Genomic DNA, 17,623 nt, shown 5'->3' with positions numbered 1-17,623 from the left:
GAGTTCCAGGTTTGGACTATTCGGAAAGTTCACTTACGCGCAACTGGCCCGAAATCAGGCGGGGGAGCAGGGTATCGCGGAGGGTTGCGAGGGTTTGGGCTTGCTTTTCGTTTTCCACCAACCGCCCAAACAAAGCCTCTGCAATATTGGTAAACCCAGAAACCAACTCTGGCGGCGGCACCAACGCCGGAATCGGACGAAATGCTTTTTTGCTGATCTCCATGAACGTTGATCCGTTGGCCCGCCCTTTGATTGTTTCCATGTTCAGTTGGCACCAGAACAACATGTACAAAGGTGGCAAGAGGCCATCCGGCAGCATCGCGATATAGCCCTGATTGATGGCCAGTGGCACTTGGGCCAGCGCTAAATAGCCAATTGGCGCTCTCGAAGATAACAAGAGCGTGCCTGCAGGCAGCAGGCCTGAGCCGATCTTCGCCAAGCCTTCGTCGCTTAGTTTCCGCTCCGTGTCGAGCAGCACCGGCGAAGGAATGCCCGATAGGTCCTTGGGGGTAGTCCAGCAGTGAGCCGCTGGTTCCCAATAGGCGGAGTTTTTGGTGTCGGGTGTTGCGCCACCAACAGCGTCCACCGCATCACCAACCGGCATGACCGCCCACCCCTCCGGCACCAACCCCAACTCCGACTCCACCAACGCATCCGGAAATAGCGCCGCTGTGGCCTCGTCCATGCCTTCGGGCACACGCCCTTCCATCTTGGCGCGCACGGGGTCGAAATCGACAAACCATGACTTGAACAGCGCCTGGGCAATGGCTTCGAGCGTGGCGTTGGTTTCGCGCAGGAGGGTGATGCGGTCGTCTAGCCCGGATAGCAACTCGCAAATAGCACTTCTCTCAACAGGTGGCGGGAGCGGAAATACAAAGTTTTCCACCGCATCCTTAGTAAGCATGACAACTGTTGTGCCTTTGGCAGAGGCTACAACTTGCTTACGATAAGCTGGGGATTTCATAACCCAGTACAGAAATCTATTCTCCGTATTTGAGCCGTTAATCACCTTGTATAGATTAGTGGCCGCGATGATTGCGTTTCCAGGAAGTCCTGAAGGTACTAGGGCGGGGCAGCCGATCAACTCTCGATTTTGCGTGACATCTCGCGTTGCAATTACTAAGTCTCCAACTTGCAGCAGGTGTTGTGGTCCAAATGTCCCTTTGTACCTCCTCAAGCCAGAAAATTTAAACGGAGCACTCGGTGTGATGCAACCCATGGTGATCATTGCGTTCCCTATGTTGGAGACATCCTCTCCTTTGTATGAAAGGCCTCCTCTTAGGCTGATCAGATCGCCCAAACGTACATAACTCCATCTTGTATAGGGGGCTACTTGAACGGCATCTGTTGGTGATTCAAAACTCATACCCTAGCCCCCCCAGCTTCTGCCGAATCAACTTGTCCAGCTCCGCACCTTTCGCCATCTGCTCGCTCAGCTTCTCCGTGAGCTGCTGCATCTTGATGGCGAAGTCTTCGTCGTTGTCTTCCACCTCTTCCGCGCCCACGTAGCGGCCGGGTGTCAGAACATGGCCGTGCTGGGCGATTTCAGCCAGTGGCACGCTGCGGCAGTAGCCGGCAATGTCTGCGTACTCGCCGGCATCCGCCTCGCCGCGCCATGCGGCCACCGTGGCCGCAATGCGCGCAATCACCTCATCGGTCAACTCGCTCTGCACGCGGCTGATCATGGTGGCCAGCTTGCGGGCGTCGATGAACAGCACCTGGCCCTTGCGGTGCTGCTTTTGCTTGACCAGGAACCACAGGCAGGCCGGTATCTGAGTGTTGAAGAACAGTTGGCCGGGTAGCGCCACCATGACCTCCACCACATCGGCATCCACCATGGCGGCGCGGATAGTTCCCTCGCTGTTCTGGCTGCTGCTCATGGAGCCGTTGGCCAGCACAATGCCGGCGCGGCCTGTGGGTTTGAGGTGGTGCAGCATGTGCTGCAGCCAAGCGTAGTTGGCGTTACCAGCGGGTGGGTCGCCATAAACCCAGCGCGGGTCTCCCGTCAGGCTGCCGTGCCACCAGTCGCTGATGTTGAAGGGCGGGTTGGCCAGGATGAAGTCGGCCCGCAGATCGGCATGCTGGTTGCGGGTGAAGGTGTCACCGGGTTCCCTCCCTAAGTTAAAGTCGATGCCGCGAATAGCCAGGTTCATGGCCGCCAGCCGCCAGGTGGTGGGGTTGGCTTCTTGGCCATAGATGGACACGTCGCCCAGCTTGCCGCCGTGGGCTTCTATGAACTTTTCGCTCTGCACAAACATGCCACCCGAGCCGCAGCAGGGGTCGTACACCTTGCCTTCGTGCGGGTTGAGCACGGCGACCAGGGTTTTGACGATGCTGGCCGGCGTGTAGAACTGCCCGCCGCGCTTACCCTCAGCGCTGGCGAACATGCCCAGGAAGTATTCGTAGACCTGGCCCAGCACGTCGCGTGCTGTGCTGGGGTTGTCACCAAAGCCGATGGTGGAAACCAAGTCCACCAGTTCGCCCAGCTTGCCGTCGGGCAACTGGGCTCTGGCGTAGCGTTTGTCCAGAATGCCTTTGAGCTTGGCGTTTTCGGCTTCGATCAGCGTCAGGGCTTCGTCGATGCGCTTGCCGATGTCGGGCTGCTTGGCGGCGGCGCGCAGGCTTTCCCAGCGGGCAGGCTCGGGCACCCAAAAGGCGTTGACCTCTTTGTAGTAGTCGCGGTCTTCCAGCTCCTGCGCCAGGTCTTCTGCCGTGGCATCAGCAAAGTAGTAGTCGTCTGCCGGGTTGGTGAGGCGCGTGGTCAGCTCCGCACGGCGGGCGGCAAAGGTGTCGGAAATGTATTTGACGAAGATGAGGCCGAGCACCAGGTGCTTGTATTCGGCGGCGTCCATGTTGGCGCGCAGCTTGTCGGCGGTGGCCCAGAGTGTTTTTTTGATGTCGTCGAGCATGAATCGGGGTTCCCTGGAACCAATGGGTTTTGGTTCTTCTCTGGCGATTATGACGGGCTGCGAACGCAAGAGATGTAGCTATCATGGATGCCATTCTGTAACTTGTAAAACGCATGAAACTCGCCACCTGGAACGTGAACTCCCTCAGCGTGCGCCTGCCCCAGGTGCTGGACTGGCTGGCCGCCAACCCGGTGGACGTGCTGGCCCTGCAGGAGCTGAAGATGACGGACGACAAGTTTCCGGCGGCGGCGATTGCAGCAGCGGGTTACTCTGCTCAGTGGTTCGGCCAGAAGACCTACAACGGTGTGGCCCTGCTCTCGCGCACGCCGGCCAGCGACGTGGTGAAGAACATTCCGGGGTTTGCCGACGACATGTCCCGCGTCATTGCCGCCACCTACGCCCTGCCGGCGGCAGCCGGTGGCACGGCACAAAGCATCCGGGTCATTGGCGCCTACTTTCCCAACGGCCAGGAACCCGGCAGCGACAAGTTCGAGTACAAGATGGAATGGCTCAAGGGCCTGCGCCAGTGGGTGCAGGCTGAGCTGGCGGCACACCCCAACCTGGTGCTGATGGGCGACTACAACATCACCTTCGATGACCTGGACGTGTGGGACCCGGTGGGCCTGAAGGACACCATCCACTGCACGGAAGAAGAGCGCTACCACCTGCGCGCGCTTATCGCGCTGGGCCTGCACGACAGCCTGCGCCTGTTTGCGCAGCCCGAGAAAAGCTACTCGTGGTGGGACTACCGCGACTTTGCCTTCCGGCGCAACCGCGGCATGCGCATTGACCACATCCTGGTCAGCGATGCGCTCAAGGCCCGCGCCACGGCCTGCACCATCGACAAGGCGCCGCGCAAGAACGAACGCCCCAGCGACCACGCCCCGGTGGTCCTGACCATCGAATAAGCTATTGATTCGATAGCTGCATGCGCCCTGTCCACGGGGCTAAATCAGCAATTTCCGTTATTTCAGCAAACTGTCGGCGCTGACATAGGCCAGCCCCAGATCGTGCGCCACGGCGGCGTAGGTGACGTGACCTTCGCACACGTTCAGGCCGTGGCGCAGGTGCACATCCTCGCGCAGCGCCGCCTTCCAGCCCCGGTTGGCCAGTGCAACGGCGTGGGCAATGGTGGCGTTGTTCAGGGCAAAGGTCGACGTGCGAGCCACGCCGCCGGGCATGTTGGCCACGCAGTAGTGCACCACACCGTCGACCACAAACGTGGGGGCGGTGTGGGTGGTGGCGTGCGAGGTCTCGAAACAGCCGCCCTGGTCGATGGCCACATCCACCACCACCGCGCCCTTTTTCATGCGGCTGATCATGGCGCGGGTGACCAGCTTGGGCGCCGCTGCGCCGGGCACCAGCACGCCGCCGATGACCAGGTCAGCGTCGAGCACGGCTTCCTCGATGCTGGAGGCAGTGGAGTACAGGGTGCTGATGCGGTTGCCAAACACCAGGTCGAGCTGGCGCAGGCGGTCCACGTTCTTATCCAGCACCGTCACCCGCGCACCCAGCCCCACGGCCATCTGCAGCGCATTGCTGCCGACCACGCCGGCCCCGATGATGGCCACGTGCGCCGGAGCCACGCCCGGCACGCCACCGAGCAGCACGCCGCGCCCCCCGTGGGCAATTTCCAGGTGCGTGGCGCCGGCCTGGATGGCCATGCGCCCGGCCACCTCGCTCATGGGGGCCAGCAAGGGCAGACCGCCACCGGGGCCGGTGATGGTTTCGTAGGCGATGCACACCGCCCCGGACGCGATCAGCGCCCGGGTCTGGGCGGGGTCGGGTGCCAGGTGCAGGTAGGTATAGAGGATCTGGCCGGGACGCAGCAAGGCGCACTCCACCGGCTGCGGCTCCTTGACCTTGACGATCATCTCCGCCCGCTCGAACACCGAAGCGGCCGTGTCCGCCACCACGGCGCCGGCGGCCAGGTACTGTGCATCGTCCAGGCCGATGGCGGCGCCCGCATCCCGCTGCACCAGCACCTGGTGGCCGTGGGCCACCAGTTCGCGGACGCTGGCCGGCGTCAGGCCGACGCGGTATTCATGGTCCTTGATTTCTTTCGGAACGCCGATGCGCATGGGTAACCTCCGGCAAGGGTTTGGCAGGAAGCCCCATTGTGCGCAATTGCCGCCCGCCACGCCACGGATTTAAGCCCGCCGTGCCCCATGGGCAGGCACGGCTGCCGTTTTTTACTCCAGCCCCAGTTCCTGGATCTTGCGCGTGATGGTGTTGCGGCCAATGCCCAGCTTGTGCGCGGCCTCGATGCGCCGGCCCTTGGTGTGGGCCAGCGCCGCCAGGATCAGCCGCGACTCGAAACGGCGGGTCAGTGCGTCCCACACGTCGGTCTGGCCAGCACCCAGCAAGGTCAGCGCCTCGGCCTCGATTTCGGCCTCCCAGCCCATCAGCGGTCCGCTGGGAACCGGCAGGCGCACGGGCACATCCAGCAGGTCGGACTCGGCGCCTGCCGGGGCGGCTCCCTCGGCACCGGCAACCGGCTGCGCCGGGGCCGCGGGCGCGGCGTCCCGCGCGGCCTCGGAGCGGGTCACCCCCACTTCGGGCGGCAGGTCCTTGGCCTCGATCACCTGCGACGGCGCCATGACGGTAAGCCAATGGCAGATGTTCTCCAACTGGCGCACATTGCCGGGGAAGTTGAAGTTTTCCAGCCAGGCCAGCGCGGCCTCCGAAATGCGCTTGGGCTCCACTCCGAGCTGCCCCGCACTCTGCTGCAGGAAATGCCGCGTCAGCATGGCCACATCTTCGCGACGTTCCCGCAGGGCCGGCAAACGCAGGCGGATGACGTTGAGGCGGTGGAACAGGTCTTCGCGGAACAGGCCGTCCTTGACGCGGCGCTCCAGGTCCTGGTGCGTGGCGGCAATCACGCGCACGTTGGTCTTCACCGCGCTGTGGCCGCCCACGCGGTAGAAATGCCCGTCGGAGAGCACCCGCAGCAGACGGGTCTGCAGCTCAAAGGGCATGTCGCCGATTTCGTCGAGGAACAGGGTGCCGCCATCGGCCTGCTCGAAGCGGCCGCGGCGCATGGTCTGCGCGCCGGTGAAGGCGCCGCGCTCGTGGCCGAAGAGTTCGCTTTCCAGCAGGTCTTTGGGGATGGCCGCGGTGTTGATGGCCACGAAGGGGCCGTTGGCGCGGGGCGAGTGCTTGTGCAGGGCGCGGGCCACCAGTTCCTTGCCGGAACCGGATTCGCCGGTGATCATGACCGTGACGTTGCTTTGGCTCAGGCGCCCGATGGCGCGAAACACGTCCTGCATGGCGGGCGCCTGGCCCAGCATCTCGGGCGTCTCGCCCATGCGTTCCTCGCTCACCTCTTCGCGCTGGCTTTCCTCCACCGCGCGATGGATCAGCTCCACCGCCTTGGGCAGATCGAAGGGCTTGGGCAGGTACTCAAAGGCGCCGCCCTGGAAGGCGCTCACGGCGCTGTCCAGGTCCGAGAACGCCGTCATGATGATGACGGGCAGCCCCGGGTACTTGGCCTTCACTTTTTCCAGCAGCTCCAGTCCGGAGCCGCCGGGCATGCGGATGTCGCTGACGAGGACCTGGGGGCCTTCATCGTCGGCGGCCGTGTTCAGCGCGGCCAGCACGTCGCGCGGGTTGGAAAAGCTGCGTGTGGGAAGCTGCTCGCGCAACAGGGCCTTCTCCAGCACGAAGCGGATGGACTGGTCATCATCTACGATCCAAATCGGCTTCATGTTCTATCAGTCCCCTGGTTCTGGCAATTACGGAAGCGGAATCAATATCTTGAAATCCGTATGGCCCGGCACGCTGTCGACCTCGATCAATCCATGGTGCTGCTGGACAAAGGTTTGCGCCAATGTCAGCCCCAGGCCCGAACCGCCCTCCCGGCCCGACACCAGCGGGTAGAAAATGCGGTCCTTGATCGAATCCGGCACGCCGGGTCCATTGTCAATCACATGCAATTCCAGTGCCAACCGGTAGCGTTGCTTGCCAAAAGTGACCTGCCGCGTCACGCGGGTGCGAAAAGTCAGCATCGCGTCGCCTGCGGCCATGCGCTCGGCCAGCGCCTGGCAGGCGTTGTGGGCGATATTGAGCACGGTCTGGATGAGTTGCTCACGGTCACCACGGAACTCGGGGATGGAGATGTCGTAGTCGCGCACCACGCGCAGGCCCTTGGGGAACTCGGCCAGGATGAGCGAGCGCACCCGCTCGCATACCTCGTGGATGTTGACGTCTCCCACCAGGTGCGGGCGCCGGTGGGGCGCCAGCAGGCGGTCCACCAGGCTTTGCAGGCGGTCCGCCTCGTGGATGATGACCTGGGTGTATTCGGTCAGCTCCGGCGACTCCATCTCCATTTCTAGCAGCTGGGCCGCGCCACGGATGCCGCCCAGCGGATTCTTGATCTCGTGGGCCAGGTTGCGGATGAGCTCCTTGTTGGTCTGGGCCTGCTCCGCCAGCCGCTCTTCCCGGTCCTGGCGGGTCTGCTGCTCCAGCGGCACCATTTCCACAATGATTTCGTCCAGTGACTCGGTGCGGGTGACGATGACGTGCACCGGCATGGCCTCCTGCCCTGCCCGCTTGAGCCAGGCGTCGTAGCGCAGGGCTGCAAAGGCGTTGTCGCGCGCGCCTTCGAGCGCGTTCTGCAGCTGCAGCCGCTCGGTAAACATGTCGGAAAAGCACGAGCCGACAATCGTGCGCCGGGAGGTGCCCAGCGCGTCTTCCAGCGCGGCGTTGGAGAACAACACCAGCGCATGGGCGTCCACCACAGCCACCAGGGTGGCCAGCAGGTCAAACGACTGGAAGCGGGTGGAAGCGTCCAAGCCGTCTATTTCGCGGTCGAACCCGGTACGCGGCCCAACTCGCGGCGGATGCCGGCAATGTCACTCTCATTGCGGCTGATGGCGGCCTTGAGTTCAGCGATGCGCTCCAGGTATTTCTGGTTGTTGCGGTGCTCCGGGCCCAGCTTCTCCGGCTCGCCGTTGTTGTATTCCTTCAGCAGTTCGGCCTGGCGGGCTTCGGCCTTCTTCAGCTCGGACTCCAGAATCAGGCGGGCATCCGAGTCCTTGGCGCGCTGGTCACCTGCATCGACGCGTTGCCCCGGTTGCCCCGGCTGGCTGGCTGCGGCCGCGCGCGTGGGGCGCTGGCCTTGCACCACGGTGACGTTGCCACCGGACACCAGCTTGCAGTTCTTGGCCTGGGCCTCTGAAACGGTGTTGGTGTACTCGTTGCCGCAGCGGTAGATGCGGTTCTGGGCCCAACTGCCCGTCGCCAGCAACAGGGTTGCCAAGGGAATCAAATAAATGGTTTTCATGCTGTGTCCATGCCCTCCAGTGCCGGGCCGATTGTCCAGTATGCGTCAAAAAAGTCCCAAAAAACCCGGAACACCACGCGCCCCACCGCATTGGACGGGAATTGCAACATTAGGTTGCAAAAAAAAGGACGGCCTGCGCCGTCCTTTCTTGCTCCTGTCGGGCTGCCGTAAACGGCAGCGCACATTACAGGGAGAAGTACATGTCGTATTCGGCTGGGTGCACCGACATGCGCATGCGGGTCACTTCGGACATCTTCAGCTCGATGTAGGCATCGAGCATGCTGTCGGTGAACACGCCACCCTTGGTCAGGAACGCGCGGTCCTTGTCCAGGTGCTCCAGCGCCTGGTCCAGGCTGTGGCACACGGTAGGCACCAATGCATCTTCCTCGGGGGGCAGATGGTACAGGTCCTTGGTGGCAGCTTCGCCCGGATGGATCTTGTTTTCCACGCCGTCCAGACCGGCCATCAACAGGGCGGCAAAGCCCAGGTAAGGGTTCATCAGGGGATCGGGGAAGCGGGCTTCCACGCGACGGCCCTTGGGGTTGGCCACAAACGGAATACGGATGGAAGCGGAACGGTTCTTGGCCGAGTAAGCCAGCTTCACAGGCGCTTCGAAGTGGGGAACCAGGCGCTTGTAGCTGTTGGTACCGGGGTTGGTGATGGCATTCAGGGCACGGGCGTGCTTGATGATGCCGCCAATGTAGTACAGGGCGAAGTCGGACAGACCGGCATAGCCGTCACCGGCGAACAGGTTCTTGCCGTCTTTCCACACGGACTGGTGCACGTGCATGCCGGAACCGTTGTCACCGTGGTAGGGCTTGGGCATGAAGGTGGCGGTCTTGCCGTAGGCGTTGGCCACGTTGTGGATCACGTACTTCTGCAGCATGGTCCAGTCAGCGCGCTCCACCAGGGTGCTGAAGCGGGTGCCGATTTCGTTTTGGCCGGCGCCAGCCACTTCGTGGTGGAACACTTCGACCGGGATGCCCAGGGATTCGAGGATCAGGGACATCTCGGCGCGCATGTCTTGCGTGCTGTCGACCGGGGGCACGGGGAAGTAGCCGCCCTTGACGGTGGGACGGTGGCCGCGGTTGCCGCCTTCGAGCTTGGCGCCGGTGTTCCAGGGCGCTTCGTACTCTTCGATTTCGTAGAAAGTGTTGTTGGGGTCGGTGCTCCAGCGCACGCCGTCAAAAATGAAGAACTCGGGTTCGGGACCGAAGAAGGCGGTGTCGCCGATGCCGGAGGCCTTCAGGTAGGCTTCAGCGCGCTTGGCGATGGAGCGGGGATCGCGGTCATAGGCCTTGCCGTCGGCAGGTTCCACCACGTCACAGGTCAGGATGATGGTGGTTTCTTCGAAGAAGGGGTCGATGTTGGCGGAGTTCGGATCGGGCATCAGCAACATGTCGGATGCTTCGATACCCTTCCAGCCAGCGATCGAAGAACCGTCAAACGCGTGGCCGGAAGTGAACTTGTCTTCGTCAAAATGCGAAACAGGCACGGTGGTGTGCTGCTGCTTGCCGCGGGTATCGGTGAAGCGGAAGTCAACAAACTTGACTTCGTTCTCTTTCACCATTTTCATCACGTCTGCGACGGTCTTGCCCATCAAATACTCCTGTTGCACGGTTGTTAAAAATGTTGCCCGGTCCACAATGCAGCTTTTGTGCCAACGGTCACCCCGCGGACAATTCGGGCAAAGCGCCCTATTTTGCCTTGAGATTGGTGGTTTTCCCGCCGCCGGGCATCAAAGATCCATCCCGGCGCCCCGGTATGCACCAAAAATGCGCATTCGCATATTGCACCAAATAGGTGCAATGCTAATTCCGCACCAATTCAGGGCCTAGCCGGGCCTGCAACGCCTGCAAACCGGCCCGCAGGGCCGCGTAGGCACCCGCCACGGCGGCCGGGGCGCCTTTGACACCCAGTTCTATATGCCGTCCATATTCGGGATGGTCGACACTGGGCAGGCTGAACACCTTCACCGGGTGCTGCTGCTCAATCGCTTCCATCAGTGGCGTCAACGCGGCCTCCATGGCGCCGAACACAATCACCGATTGCTCGCGCCAGGCACCCCGAGCGAACAGGTGGGCGTAGTGGGTGTCCAGCACCCACTCCACCATGGGCCAGGCCATGACCGGAAAGCCGGGCACGAAGTAAACGCCCCCACGCTCCCACTCTGCGTGGGGGTCGCTGCCCTCTGAGGAGGCCTTCGCACCTTGGGGCGATCCGGCGGCGTGCAAGCCACTCTCGCAGTAAAACCCCGGAATCTTGTTGAAGGGGTTGGGAATGATCTGCGCGCCCACCGGAAACATGCCCATGTTGAGGCGGTGGCGGTTGTCGTCGCGGTCGGGCTCGTAGGGCACGCCCTGCTCCCGGGCCACATCCTGCATGCGTTCGCGGATCAGCGCTTCGGCCTGCGGGTTCAGGGTCAGTTCACGCCCCAGCGCACTGGCCGCGCACTGGCGGGTATGGTCATCGGGCGTGGCGCCAATGCCGCCAAAGGAAAACACGGCATCGCCGGACGCAAACGCCCGCTTCAGCGTGGCCGTGATGCGCTCCGGGGCATCGCCCACGTAGTCGGCATAGCCCAGCTGCAGTCCGCGCGACGACAGCAGCTCGATGGCCTTGGCCAGGTGCTTGTCGGCCCGTTTGCCGGACAGGATTTCGTCGCCAATGATGATGAGTCCAAAGTTCATGGTCTAGTCGGCCAGCACGGCCTCGGCTACAGGGGGGATGGTTGTCTTCTCGGCCAGCGCGCGCTCGCGACGCAGGTCCTGCAGCGCGGCCAGGCAGTAGTGCGCGAACCACAGCGAAGAGAAGGCAAATACCAGGGTGTAAATCCAGATGGCCAGGGGCACCAGGATAACGAACGCAGCCGCAAAGAGTGCACCGGAGGCCCAGACCAGGCTGGGCGCGGCTCCCAGGTAGCCGGTGAGCACGCCCATGCCCAGCAGCGGGAGGCGGTGGCGGCGAAAGAGGGTGTGGCGCTCTTCCTGGGTGGCGTGTTCGGCCAGCGCGTCAAAGGCCATGACCCGGTACGCTAGCCACCCCCAGATCAGCGGCGGCAGCACCAGCATCAGCGGCGGCACAAACCACAGGGGAATGGACACCACCGTGGCCAGCAGGGCCAGCGCAGTCGACCCCAGCGACCACCCCAGGCTGCGCCAGAACGAGGCGCCGTTGCGTTTCTCCAGGTCGGCAAAACGCCGCCGCGCCACCAGCTGCACCACGAACGGGGTCATCAGGAGGGCCACCACCAGCAGGGACACCACAACGATCAGCGGGGTCACCCCAAAGATGACGATGAGCGGCACCAGCACGGTCTTGAAGCGCCCCAGCCCCATGCTGTCGAGCCAGGCCCAGACATTGTTGAAGAAGGGAGACGACTCCAGCAACTGCCGCACGCCATCCATGGCCGCTTCCCAGTAGAAGTAACCCAGGCCGACAGTCAGCCCGGTAATCAGGAACAGCGGGAGCAGCGACAGGAACATCAGGCGCGGGCGCAGACAGTAGGCCACGGCACGCCAGAACGAATCAAATAGCAGGTTCATGGCGCAAGCATAGCGCGGCGCCATCCGCGCGCCCTCTCAGGCCCCGTGCTGGATGCTGTCGAGGTCTGCCGGGCTGAGCCAGCGCCATTGCCCGGGTGCCAGGTCGTCGGGCAGACGCAACCCGCCAATTTGCGAGCGGTGCAAGGCCTCCACCCGGTTACCGACCGCGGCCAGCATGCGCTTGACCTGGTGGTACTTTCCCTCGGTCAGCGTCAGGCGCAGGTGGTGGGTGTCCACAGCCACGCAGGCGGCGGCGCGCACGGGCTTGGGGTCGTCGTCCAGCACCACGCCCTCCAGCAGCCGCTGCACCTGGCGCTCGTCCAGCGCGTGCTTGGTCGTGACCTCGTAGACCTTGGGCACGTGGTGGCGTGGCGAACTCATGCGGTGGATGAACTTGCCGTCGTCGGTCAGCAGCAGCAGCCCGGTGGTGTCCTGATCGAGCCGGCCCACCGCCTGCACGCCCTGCACCGCCGCCTTCTGCGGGCGCAGCCGCAAGGGCGACGGCAGCAGGGTGTAGATGCTGGGGTAGGTCGACGGCTTTTGCGAGCACTCGGTGGCCGTGGGCTTGTTCAGCATCACGTAGGCCTTCTCGTGGTACGGCCAGTCCACGCCCTGGACCCGGAAGCGCAAGCCATCCGCTACAAATTCCATAGCTGCCTGCGCAATGGTTTCGGGCGCTTCCGCGTTGTTTTCCGTATAAACCTGCACCAGACCCTGCTGGATCAGGCCGGCACACACGCGCCGCGTGCCAAAGCCCTGCGAATAAAGAATGTCCTGTAGCTGCATGGCGCTATTGTCGCCGCTGTGGTGCGGGCGCCGCCAAGCCGGTCGCTTGACGGCTCCCCGTTCAGCCCATGGTCATCAGACTGGCGTTTCCACCGGCTGCTGCCGTGTTGACACTGACCGCGCGCTCCAGCAGCAACCGCTCCAGCGGCACCGCGGTTTCGCCCGAAGACAGGCCGTGGACGCTGACGATGGCGCCCGGGCGCTGTGCGAGGTGGGTGCACAGCGCCGTCAGCTGCCGGGGATTGCCGTGGTGCAGCACGGCATCGAAGGCAACCGTCGGGGCGTACCAGTCCTTGGCCAGCACGATGGAGGCCTGGACGGCCTCCGGCAGGCGGTCGCGCAGGTCGGCCGCCTCGACCGGCCAGACAGCGCGGCTGCCCACCGCCAGCACGGCGGCCAGTTGGACCAGGCGGTCCGGCTCGCTGTAGGCCAGGCACAGCACGGCCTCACGCGGCAGCAGGCTGTAGGTGTTGGACTCCCCGGTCGGGCCGCGCAGGGTGCAGATGGCACCGGCACAGGCCTGCTCGGCGTAGCGCTGGCACAGCGCGGCCAGATCCTTGCGGGCCACGTCGAGCGCCCATTGCTGCAAGGCCTTGAGCGCGCCCTGCGGTTCGCGCTGGCCGCGGATGGCCTCGGCCGCCACGGCGTCGGACAGGGCCACGGCGCGGCGCATCGCGTCATCGGGGCGGCGCGACAGCAGGCGGTAGAGGTAGAGCGGGCCGCCCGCCTTGGGGCCGGTGCCGGACAGGCCTTCGCCGCCGAAAGGCTGCACGCCCACCACGGCGCCCACCATGTTGCGGTTGACGTACAGGTTGCCGGCATGGCCGCTGGAGATGACCTGCGCAATGGTCTCGTCGATGCGGGTGTGCACGCCCATGGTCAGGCCGTAGCCGGTGGCGTTGATCTGCTCGACCATGGCGCCCAGATCGCGGCGCTTGAAGCGCACCACGTGCAGCACGGGGCCGAAGATCTCGCGCTCGAGTTCCTGGATGCTTTCCAGTTCGATCAGGGTCGGCAGCACGAAGCTGCCCTGGCGGGTGGCGTCGTCCTGGTCGCGTGCAATCTGGTGCACCGGGCGGCCCTTGGCCCGCATTGCCTCGATGTGGGCGTTGATGCCGTCACGGGCGCGGGTGTCGATTACCGGGCCGACATCCACCGCCAACTGGTCCGGCTGGCCGATGCGCAGTTCGCCCATCGCACCCTTGATCATGGTGAGCATGCGCTCGGCAATGTCTTCCTGCACACACAGCACGCGCAGCGCGGAGCAGCGCTGGCCGGCGCTGTCGAAGGCGGAGCCCAGCACGTCGAACACGACCTGCTCGACCAGCGCCGAGGAGTCCACCACCATGCAGTTCTGGCCACCGGTTTCGGCAATCACCGGGATCGGGTGGCCTTCGGCATCCAGGCGGCCCGCCACATTGCCCTGCAGGACGCGCGCCACTTCGGTGGAGCCGGTGAACATCACGCCCTGGGTGCGCTCGTCTTTGACCAGACGTGCGCCAATCACCGAACCCCGGCCGGGAACCAGCTGCACCACGTCACGCGGTATACCGGCCTGCCACAGAATGCGCACGGCCTGGGCGGCGATCAGGCTGGTCTGCTCGGCCGGCTTGGCCAGCACCGGATTGCCAGCGGCCAGTGCGGCAGCGACCTGGCCAGTGAAAATGGCCAGCGGAAAATTCCAGGGGCTGATGCAGACAACCGGACCCAGCGGGCGGTGGGTGTCGGGTGCGAAATCGGCGCGCACCAGGGCGGCGTAATAGCGCAGGAAATCGATCGCCTCGCGCACCTCCGAAATGGCGTTGCTGGCAGTCTTGCCGGCCTCGCGGACCAGCAGGCCCATCAGCGGCTGCATCTCGGCCTGCATCTGGTCGGCGGCGCGCTCCAGCAAGGCGGAACGCTCAGCCGGCGCCACTGCGGCCCAGCCCGGCGCGGCAGCAACGGCGCGGGCCAGTGCCACGTCGACATCGGATTCGTCGGCATGCACCACCTCGCCCACCACATCGGCGTGGTTGGCCGGGTTGCGGACGGTGCTGGCCGCCGCGCCGGCAGACGCTTGCCGGTCCACACCCAGCATCGGGCCCGCCGTGAGCGGCTGGGCAGCACCTGCCCGCATGGTCTGGCCCAGGCTGTCCAACGTCATTTCGTTGGACAGATCCAGGCCCATGGAGTTGGCGCGCTGCTCGCCGTAGAGCCCGGAGGGCACGGAGATCGCGGCGTGCGGCAGCCCGATGCGCCCTTCCTGGGCACCCATGCGGTCCACGGTGGCGACCGGGTCCTCAATCAGTTCCTCGATCGAGATCGAGGCATCGGCAATGCGGTTGACAAACGAGGTGTTGGCGCCGTTCTCCAGCAGGCGGCGCACCAAGTAGGCCAGCAGGGTCTCGTGCGTGCCGACCGGGGCGTAGATGCGGCAGGGACGGCCCAGCTTGCTGGCCCCCACCACCTGCTCGTACAGCGGCTCACCCATGCCGTGCAGGCACTGGAACTCGTACTGGGTCGGGGTGTAGCGCTCAGGGTCGGCGATCTGGTAGATCGCCGCCAGGCTGTGCGCGTTGTGCGTGGCGAACTGCGGGTAGACCGCGTCCGGTGCAGCCAGCAGCTTGCGGGCACAGGCCAGGTACGACAGGTCGGTGTAGGACTTGCGGGTGTAGACGGGGTAACCGTCCTGGCCGTCGAGCTGGGCGCGCTTGATTTCGCTGTCCCAGTAGGCGCCCTTGACCAGGCGGATCATCAGGCGGTGGCCGCTGCGCCGGGCCAGGTCGACGACGTAGTCGATGACGAAGGGGCAGCGCTTCTGGTAGGCCTGGATCACAAAGCCGATGCCGTTGAAACCCTTGAGTTCAGGCGCGAAGCACAGCTTCTCGAGCAGATCCAGCGACAGCTCCAGGCGGTCGGTCTCTTCCGCGTCCACGTTCAGGCCGATGTCGTACTGCCGGGCCAGCAGCGTCAGCTTGAGCAGCACGGGATACAGCTCGTCCATGACGCGGGTGTACTGGGCGCGGCTGTAGCGCGGATGCAAGGCCGACAGCTTGATGGAAATGCCGGCGCCTTCGTAGATGCCCTTGCCGGCTGCGGCCTTGCCGATGGCGTGGATGGCGGCCTCGTAGGAGGCCAGGTAGCGCTCAGCGTCCTCGCTGGTCAGCGCGGCTTCGCCCAGCATGTCGTAGGAATAGCGGAAGCCCTGGGCCTCCAGGTCCTTGGCGTGCTTGAGCGCTTCACCGATGGTCTCGCCGGTGACGAACTGCTCGCCCATCATGCGCATGGCCATGTCCACGCCTTTGCGGATCAGCGGCTCGCCGCCCTTGCGGATCAAGCCGCCCAGGGTGGCGCCCAGCCCGCGTTCGCTGTGGGTGGCGACCAGTTTGCCGGTCAGCAGCAGGCCCCAGGACGCGGCATTGACGAACACCGAGGGGCTGTTGCCCAGGTGCGGAGACCAGTCGCCGTTGCTGATCTTGTCGCGGATCAGCGCGTCCCGCGTGGCGCTGTCAGGAATGCGCAAAAGCGCCTCGGCCAGGCACATCAGTGCCACCCCTTCCTGCGAAGACAGCGCGTACTCCTGCAACAGGCCTTGCACGATGCCGGCGCGGCCGCTGTCGCTCTTGCGCCCCCGCAGTTGCGTGGCAATGCGGTGGGCCAGCCCCTGCGCGGCCTGTGCCTGCGCTGCGGGCAGGCGGGCCTGCTCCAGCAGGGTGGCAACGGCCTCGGTCTCGGGCAGACGGTAGGCGGCGGTGATCGCGGCACGCAGCGGCTCGCGCTGCACAGGGCCATCGACAAACGGGACAAAAACGTTGCTCATGGTGTGTTCCGGAAAAAGAAATGAATGGCGAAATAATGCCGGTATCGGCGCAAAATTAAATGTCTATTTATTCGCGTATTACCGAATAAAATTCGGCTCATGAGCACAACCATGGACCAACTCGACCGCATCGACCTGCGCATACTGGATGTTTTGCAGCAAGACGGGCGCACCAGCAACCTCAAGCTGGCCGAAACCGTGGCGCTGTCCCCCACCGCCGTGTTGGCACGGGTGCAGCGCCTCACGCGCGAAGGCTTCATCCTGGGCTACGAGGCGCGGCTCAATCCGCTCAAACTCGGTGCGGGCATGATGGTTTTTGTGGAAGTCCTGCTGGACCGCACCACGCCCAATGTGTTCGAGCAGTTCAAGGCGGCCGTGCAGGTGCGCCCCGAGATCATGGAGTGCCACATGGTGGCGGGGGGCTTTGACTACCTGCTCAAGACCCGGGCCGCCGACATGGACGCCTACCGCACCTTTGCCGGATCGGTTCTGTGGCAACTGCCCGGCGTGCGTGAAACACGCACCTATGCCGTCATGGAAGAAGTCAAGAACTCGACCCGCCTGATGCTGCGCTGAAACGCACGGGCGTTCAGTGCCCACCCTCCAGATAGGCTGCGCGCACTTCGGGGCTGGCCAGCAACTCGGCACCCGTGCCCGCCAGCACCACCTCGCCGTGCTGCAACACATAGCCCCGATGGGCCACGCGCAGGGCGTGGTGGGCATTCTGCTCGACCAGCAGAATGGTCATGCCATGGTCACGGTTGAGTTCACGAATGATCTCGAACACACGCCGGATGTAAATCGGCGCCAGCCCCAGCGAGGGTTCATCAAGCATCAGCAGCTTGGGTCGCCCCATCAGCGCCCGCGCAATGGCCAGCATCTGCTGCTCGCCACCCGAGAGCGTTCCGGCCCGCTGTTGCAGGCGTTTTTCCAGGATGGGAAACATGGCGAACATGCGCTGGATGTCGGCATCGAAGTTCACGGGGTCGGCAAATGTTGCGCCGATCTGGATGTTTTCCAGCACGGTCATGCGCGGGAAGATCCGTCGCCCTTCCGGCACGAGTGCAATGCCGCGCCGGGCGACTTCGTGCGGACTCAGTTTCGTGATGTCCTCGCCCTCGAAGACGATGCGGCCGGCACTGGCGCGCGGCGCACCGAAGAGCGTCATCATCAGGGTCGATTTCCCGGCACCGTTGGCGCCAATCAGCGTGACCACCTCGCCCGTCCCGACCTCCACGTCCAGCCCCTTGAGGGCATGGATGTGGCCGTAGTGGGTATGCACCCCTTTTAGTTGCAGCAT

At 64.3% G+C, this 17,623-nt stretch carries 14 protein-coding genes; 2 read left to right on the top strand and 12 right to left on the bottom strand.

Features of this window, described 5'->3' with window-relative positions; all coding sequences use genetic code 11:
- Positions 1 to 16: 16 nt before the first annotated feature.
- Together AC1Q5W_RS10515 and AC1Q5W_RS10510 are read right to left on the bottom strand one after the other, a co-directional pair.
- Positions 17 to 1,366, bottom strand: a complete 1,350-nt coding sequence (locus AC1Q5W_RS10515) for a restriction endonuclease subunit S (RefSeq protein WP_492645571.1) — start codon at positions 1,364 to 1,366, stop codon at positions 17 to 19.
- Positions 1,356 to 2,909, bottom strand: a complete 1,554-nt coding sequence (locus AC1Q5W_RS10510) for a class I SAM-dependent DNA methyltransferase (protein WP_492645570.1) — start codon at positions 2,907 to 2,909, stop codon at positions 1,356 to 1,358. Before AC1Q5W_RS10510 ends, AC1Q5W_RS10515 begins: the two co-directional genes overlap by 11 nt.
- 113 nt (positions 2,910 to 3,022) lie before the next feature.
- Here AC1Q5W_RS10510 and AC1Q5W_RS10505 point away from each other — a divergent pair, with 113 nt between their 5' ends.
- Positions 3,023 to 3,817 (top strand): exodeoxyribonuclease III, encoded by a 795-nt coding sequence (locus tag AC1Q5W_RS10505; RefSeq protein ID WP_492645569.1) that lies wholly within the window; start codon positions 3,023 to 3,025, stop codon positions 3,815 to 3,817.
- A 57-nt stretch (positions 3,818 to 3,874) separates the two neighbouring features.
- Here AC1Q5W_RS10505 and ald read toward each other — a convergent pair whose 3' ends face one another.
- From ald to putA, 9 genes are all read right to left on the bottom strand, one after another.
- Complete coding sequence (gene ald / locus AC1Q5W_RS10500) at positions 3,875 to 4,990, bottom strand: alanine dehydrogenase (RefSeq protein WP_492645568.1); 1,116 nt, start codon at positions 4,988 to 4,990, stop codon at positions 3,875 to 3,877.
- A gap of 111 nt (positions 4,991 to 5,101) precedes the next feature.
- Positions 5,102 to 6,616: a nitrogen regulation protein NR(I) gene (ntrC, locus tag AC1Q5W_RS10495; protein WP_492645567.1), complete on the bottom strand. Its 1,515-nt coding sequence runs from the start codon at positions 6,614 to 6,616 to the stop codon at positions 5,102 to 5,104.
- A 27-nt stretch (positions 6,617 to 6,643) separates the two neighbouring features.
- Positions 6,644 to 7,702, bottom strand: a complete 1,059-nt coding sequence (glnL, locus tag AC1Q5W_RS10490) for a nitrogen regulation protein NR(II) (protein WP_492645566.1) — start codon at positions 7,700 to 7,702, stop codon at positions 6,644 to 6,646.
- Positions 7,703 to 7,707: 5 nt separating this feature from the next.
- Positions 7,708 to 8,193, bottom strand: a complete 486-nt coding sequence (locus tag AC1Q5W_RS10485; protein ID WP_492645565.1) for a hypothetical protein — start codon at positions 8,191 to 8,193, stop codon at positions 7,708 to 7,710.
- Positions 8,194 to 8,377: 184 nt separating this feature from the next.
- A complete protein-coding gene (glnA, locus tag AC1Q5W_RS10480; RefSeq protein ID WP_492645564.1) occupies positions 8,378 to 9,793 on the bottom strand; it encodes a type I glutamate--ammonia ligase in 1,416 nt (471 codons plus the stop codon).
- Positions 9,794 to 10,004: 211 nt separating this feature from the next.
- Positions 10,005 to 10,883, bottom strand: coding sequence for a competence/damage-inducible protein A (locus AC1Q5W_RS10475; RefSeq protein ID WP_492645563.1), 879 nt, complete (start codon positions 10,881 to 10,883; stop codon positions 10,005 to 10,007).
- 3 nt (positions 10,884 to 10,886) lie between these two features.
- Positions 10,887 to 11,738, bottom strand: coding sequence for an EI24 domain-containing protein (locus AC1Q5W_RS10470; RefSeq protein ID WP_492645562.1), 852 nt, complete (start codon positions 11,736 to 11,738; stop codon positions 10,887 to 10,889).
- A 36-nt stretch (positions 11,739 to 11,774) separates the two neighbouring features.
- Positions 11,775 to 12,524, bottom strand: a complete 750-nt coding sequence (locus AC1Q5W_RS10465; RefSeq protein WP_492645561.1) for a pseudouridine synthase — start codon at positions 12,522 to 12,524, stop codon at positions 11,775 to 11,777.
- A gap of 61 nt (positions 12,525 to 12,585) precedes the next feature.
- Entirely contained in the window at positions 12,586 to 16,323 is a 3,738-nt protein-coding gene (putA, locus tag AC1Q5W_RS10460; protein ID WP_492645560.1) for a trifunctional transcriptional regulator/proline dehydrogenase/L-glutamate gamma-semialdehyde dehydrogenase, read from the bottom strand.
- A 99-nt stretch (positions 16,324 to 16,422) separates the two neighbouring features.
- On the opposite strand from putA, the gene AC1Q5W_RS10455 reads away from it, so the two are divergent.
- Positions 16,423 to 16,899, top strand: a complete 477-nt coding sequence (locus tag AC1Q5W_RS10455; protein ID WP_492704158.1) for an Lrp/AsnC ligand binding domain-containing protein — start codon at positions 16,423 to 16,425, stop codon at positions 16,897 to 16,899.
- A gap of 13 nt (positions 16,900 to 16,912) precedes the next feature.
- On the opposite strand, the gene AC1Q5W_RS10450 is transcribed toward AC1Q5W_RS10455, so the two are convergent.
- Positions 16,913 to 17,623: an ABC transporter ATP-binding protein gene (locus tag AC1Q5W_RS10450; RefSeq protein ID WP_492646174.1), complete on the bottom strand. Its 711-nt coding sequence runs from the start codon at positions 17,621 to 17,623 to the stop codon at positions 16,913 to 16,915.

The sequence above is a fragment of the Rhodoferax sp. MLSD5-FHT05B10 genome, assembly GCF_058793415.1.
Note: the sequence above shows the minus strand (reverse complement) of the source record. Positions and strands in the feature narration are given on the sequence as shown.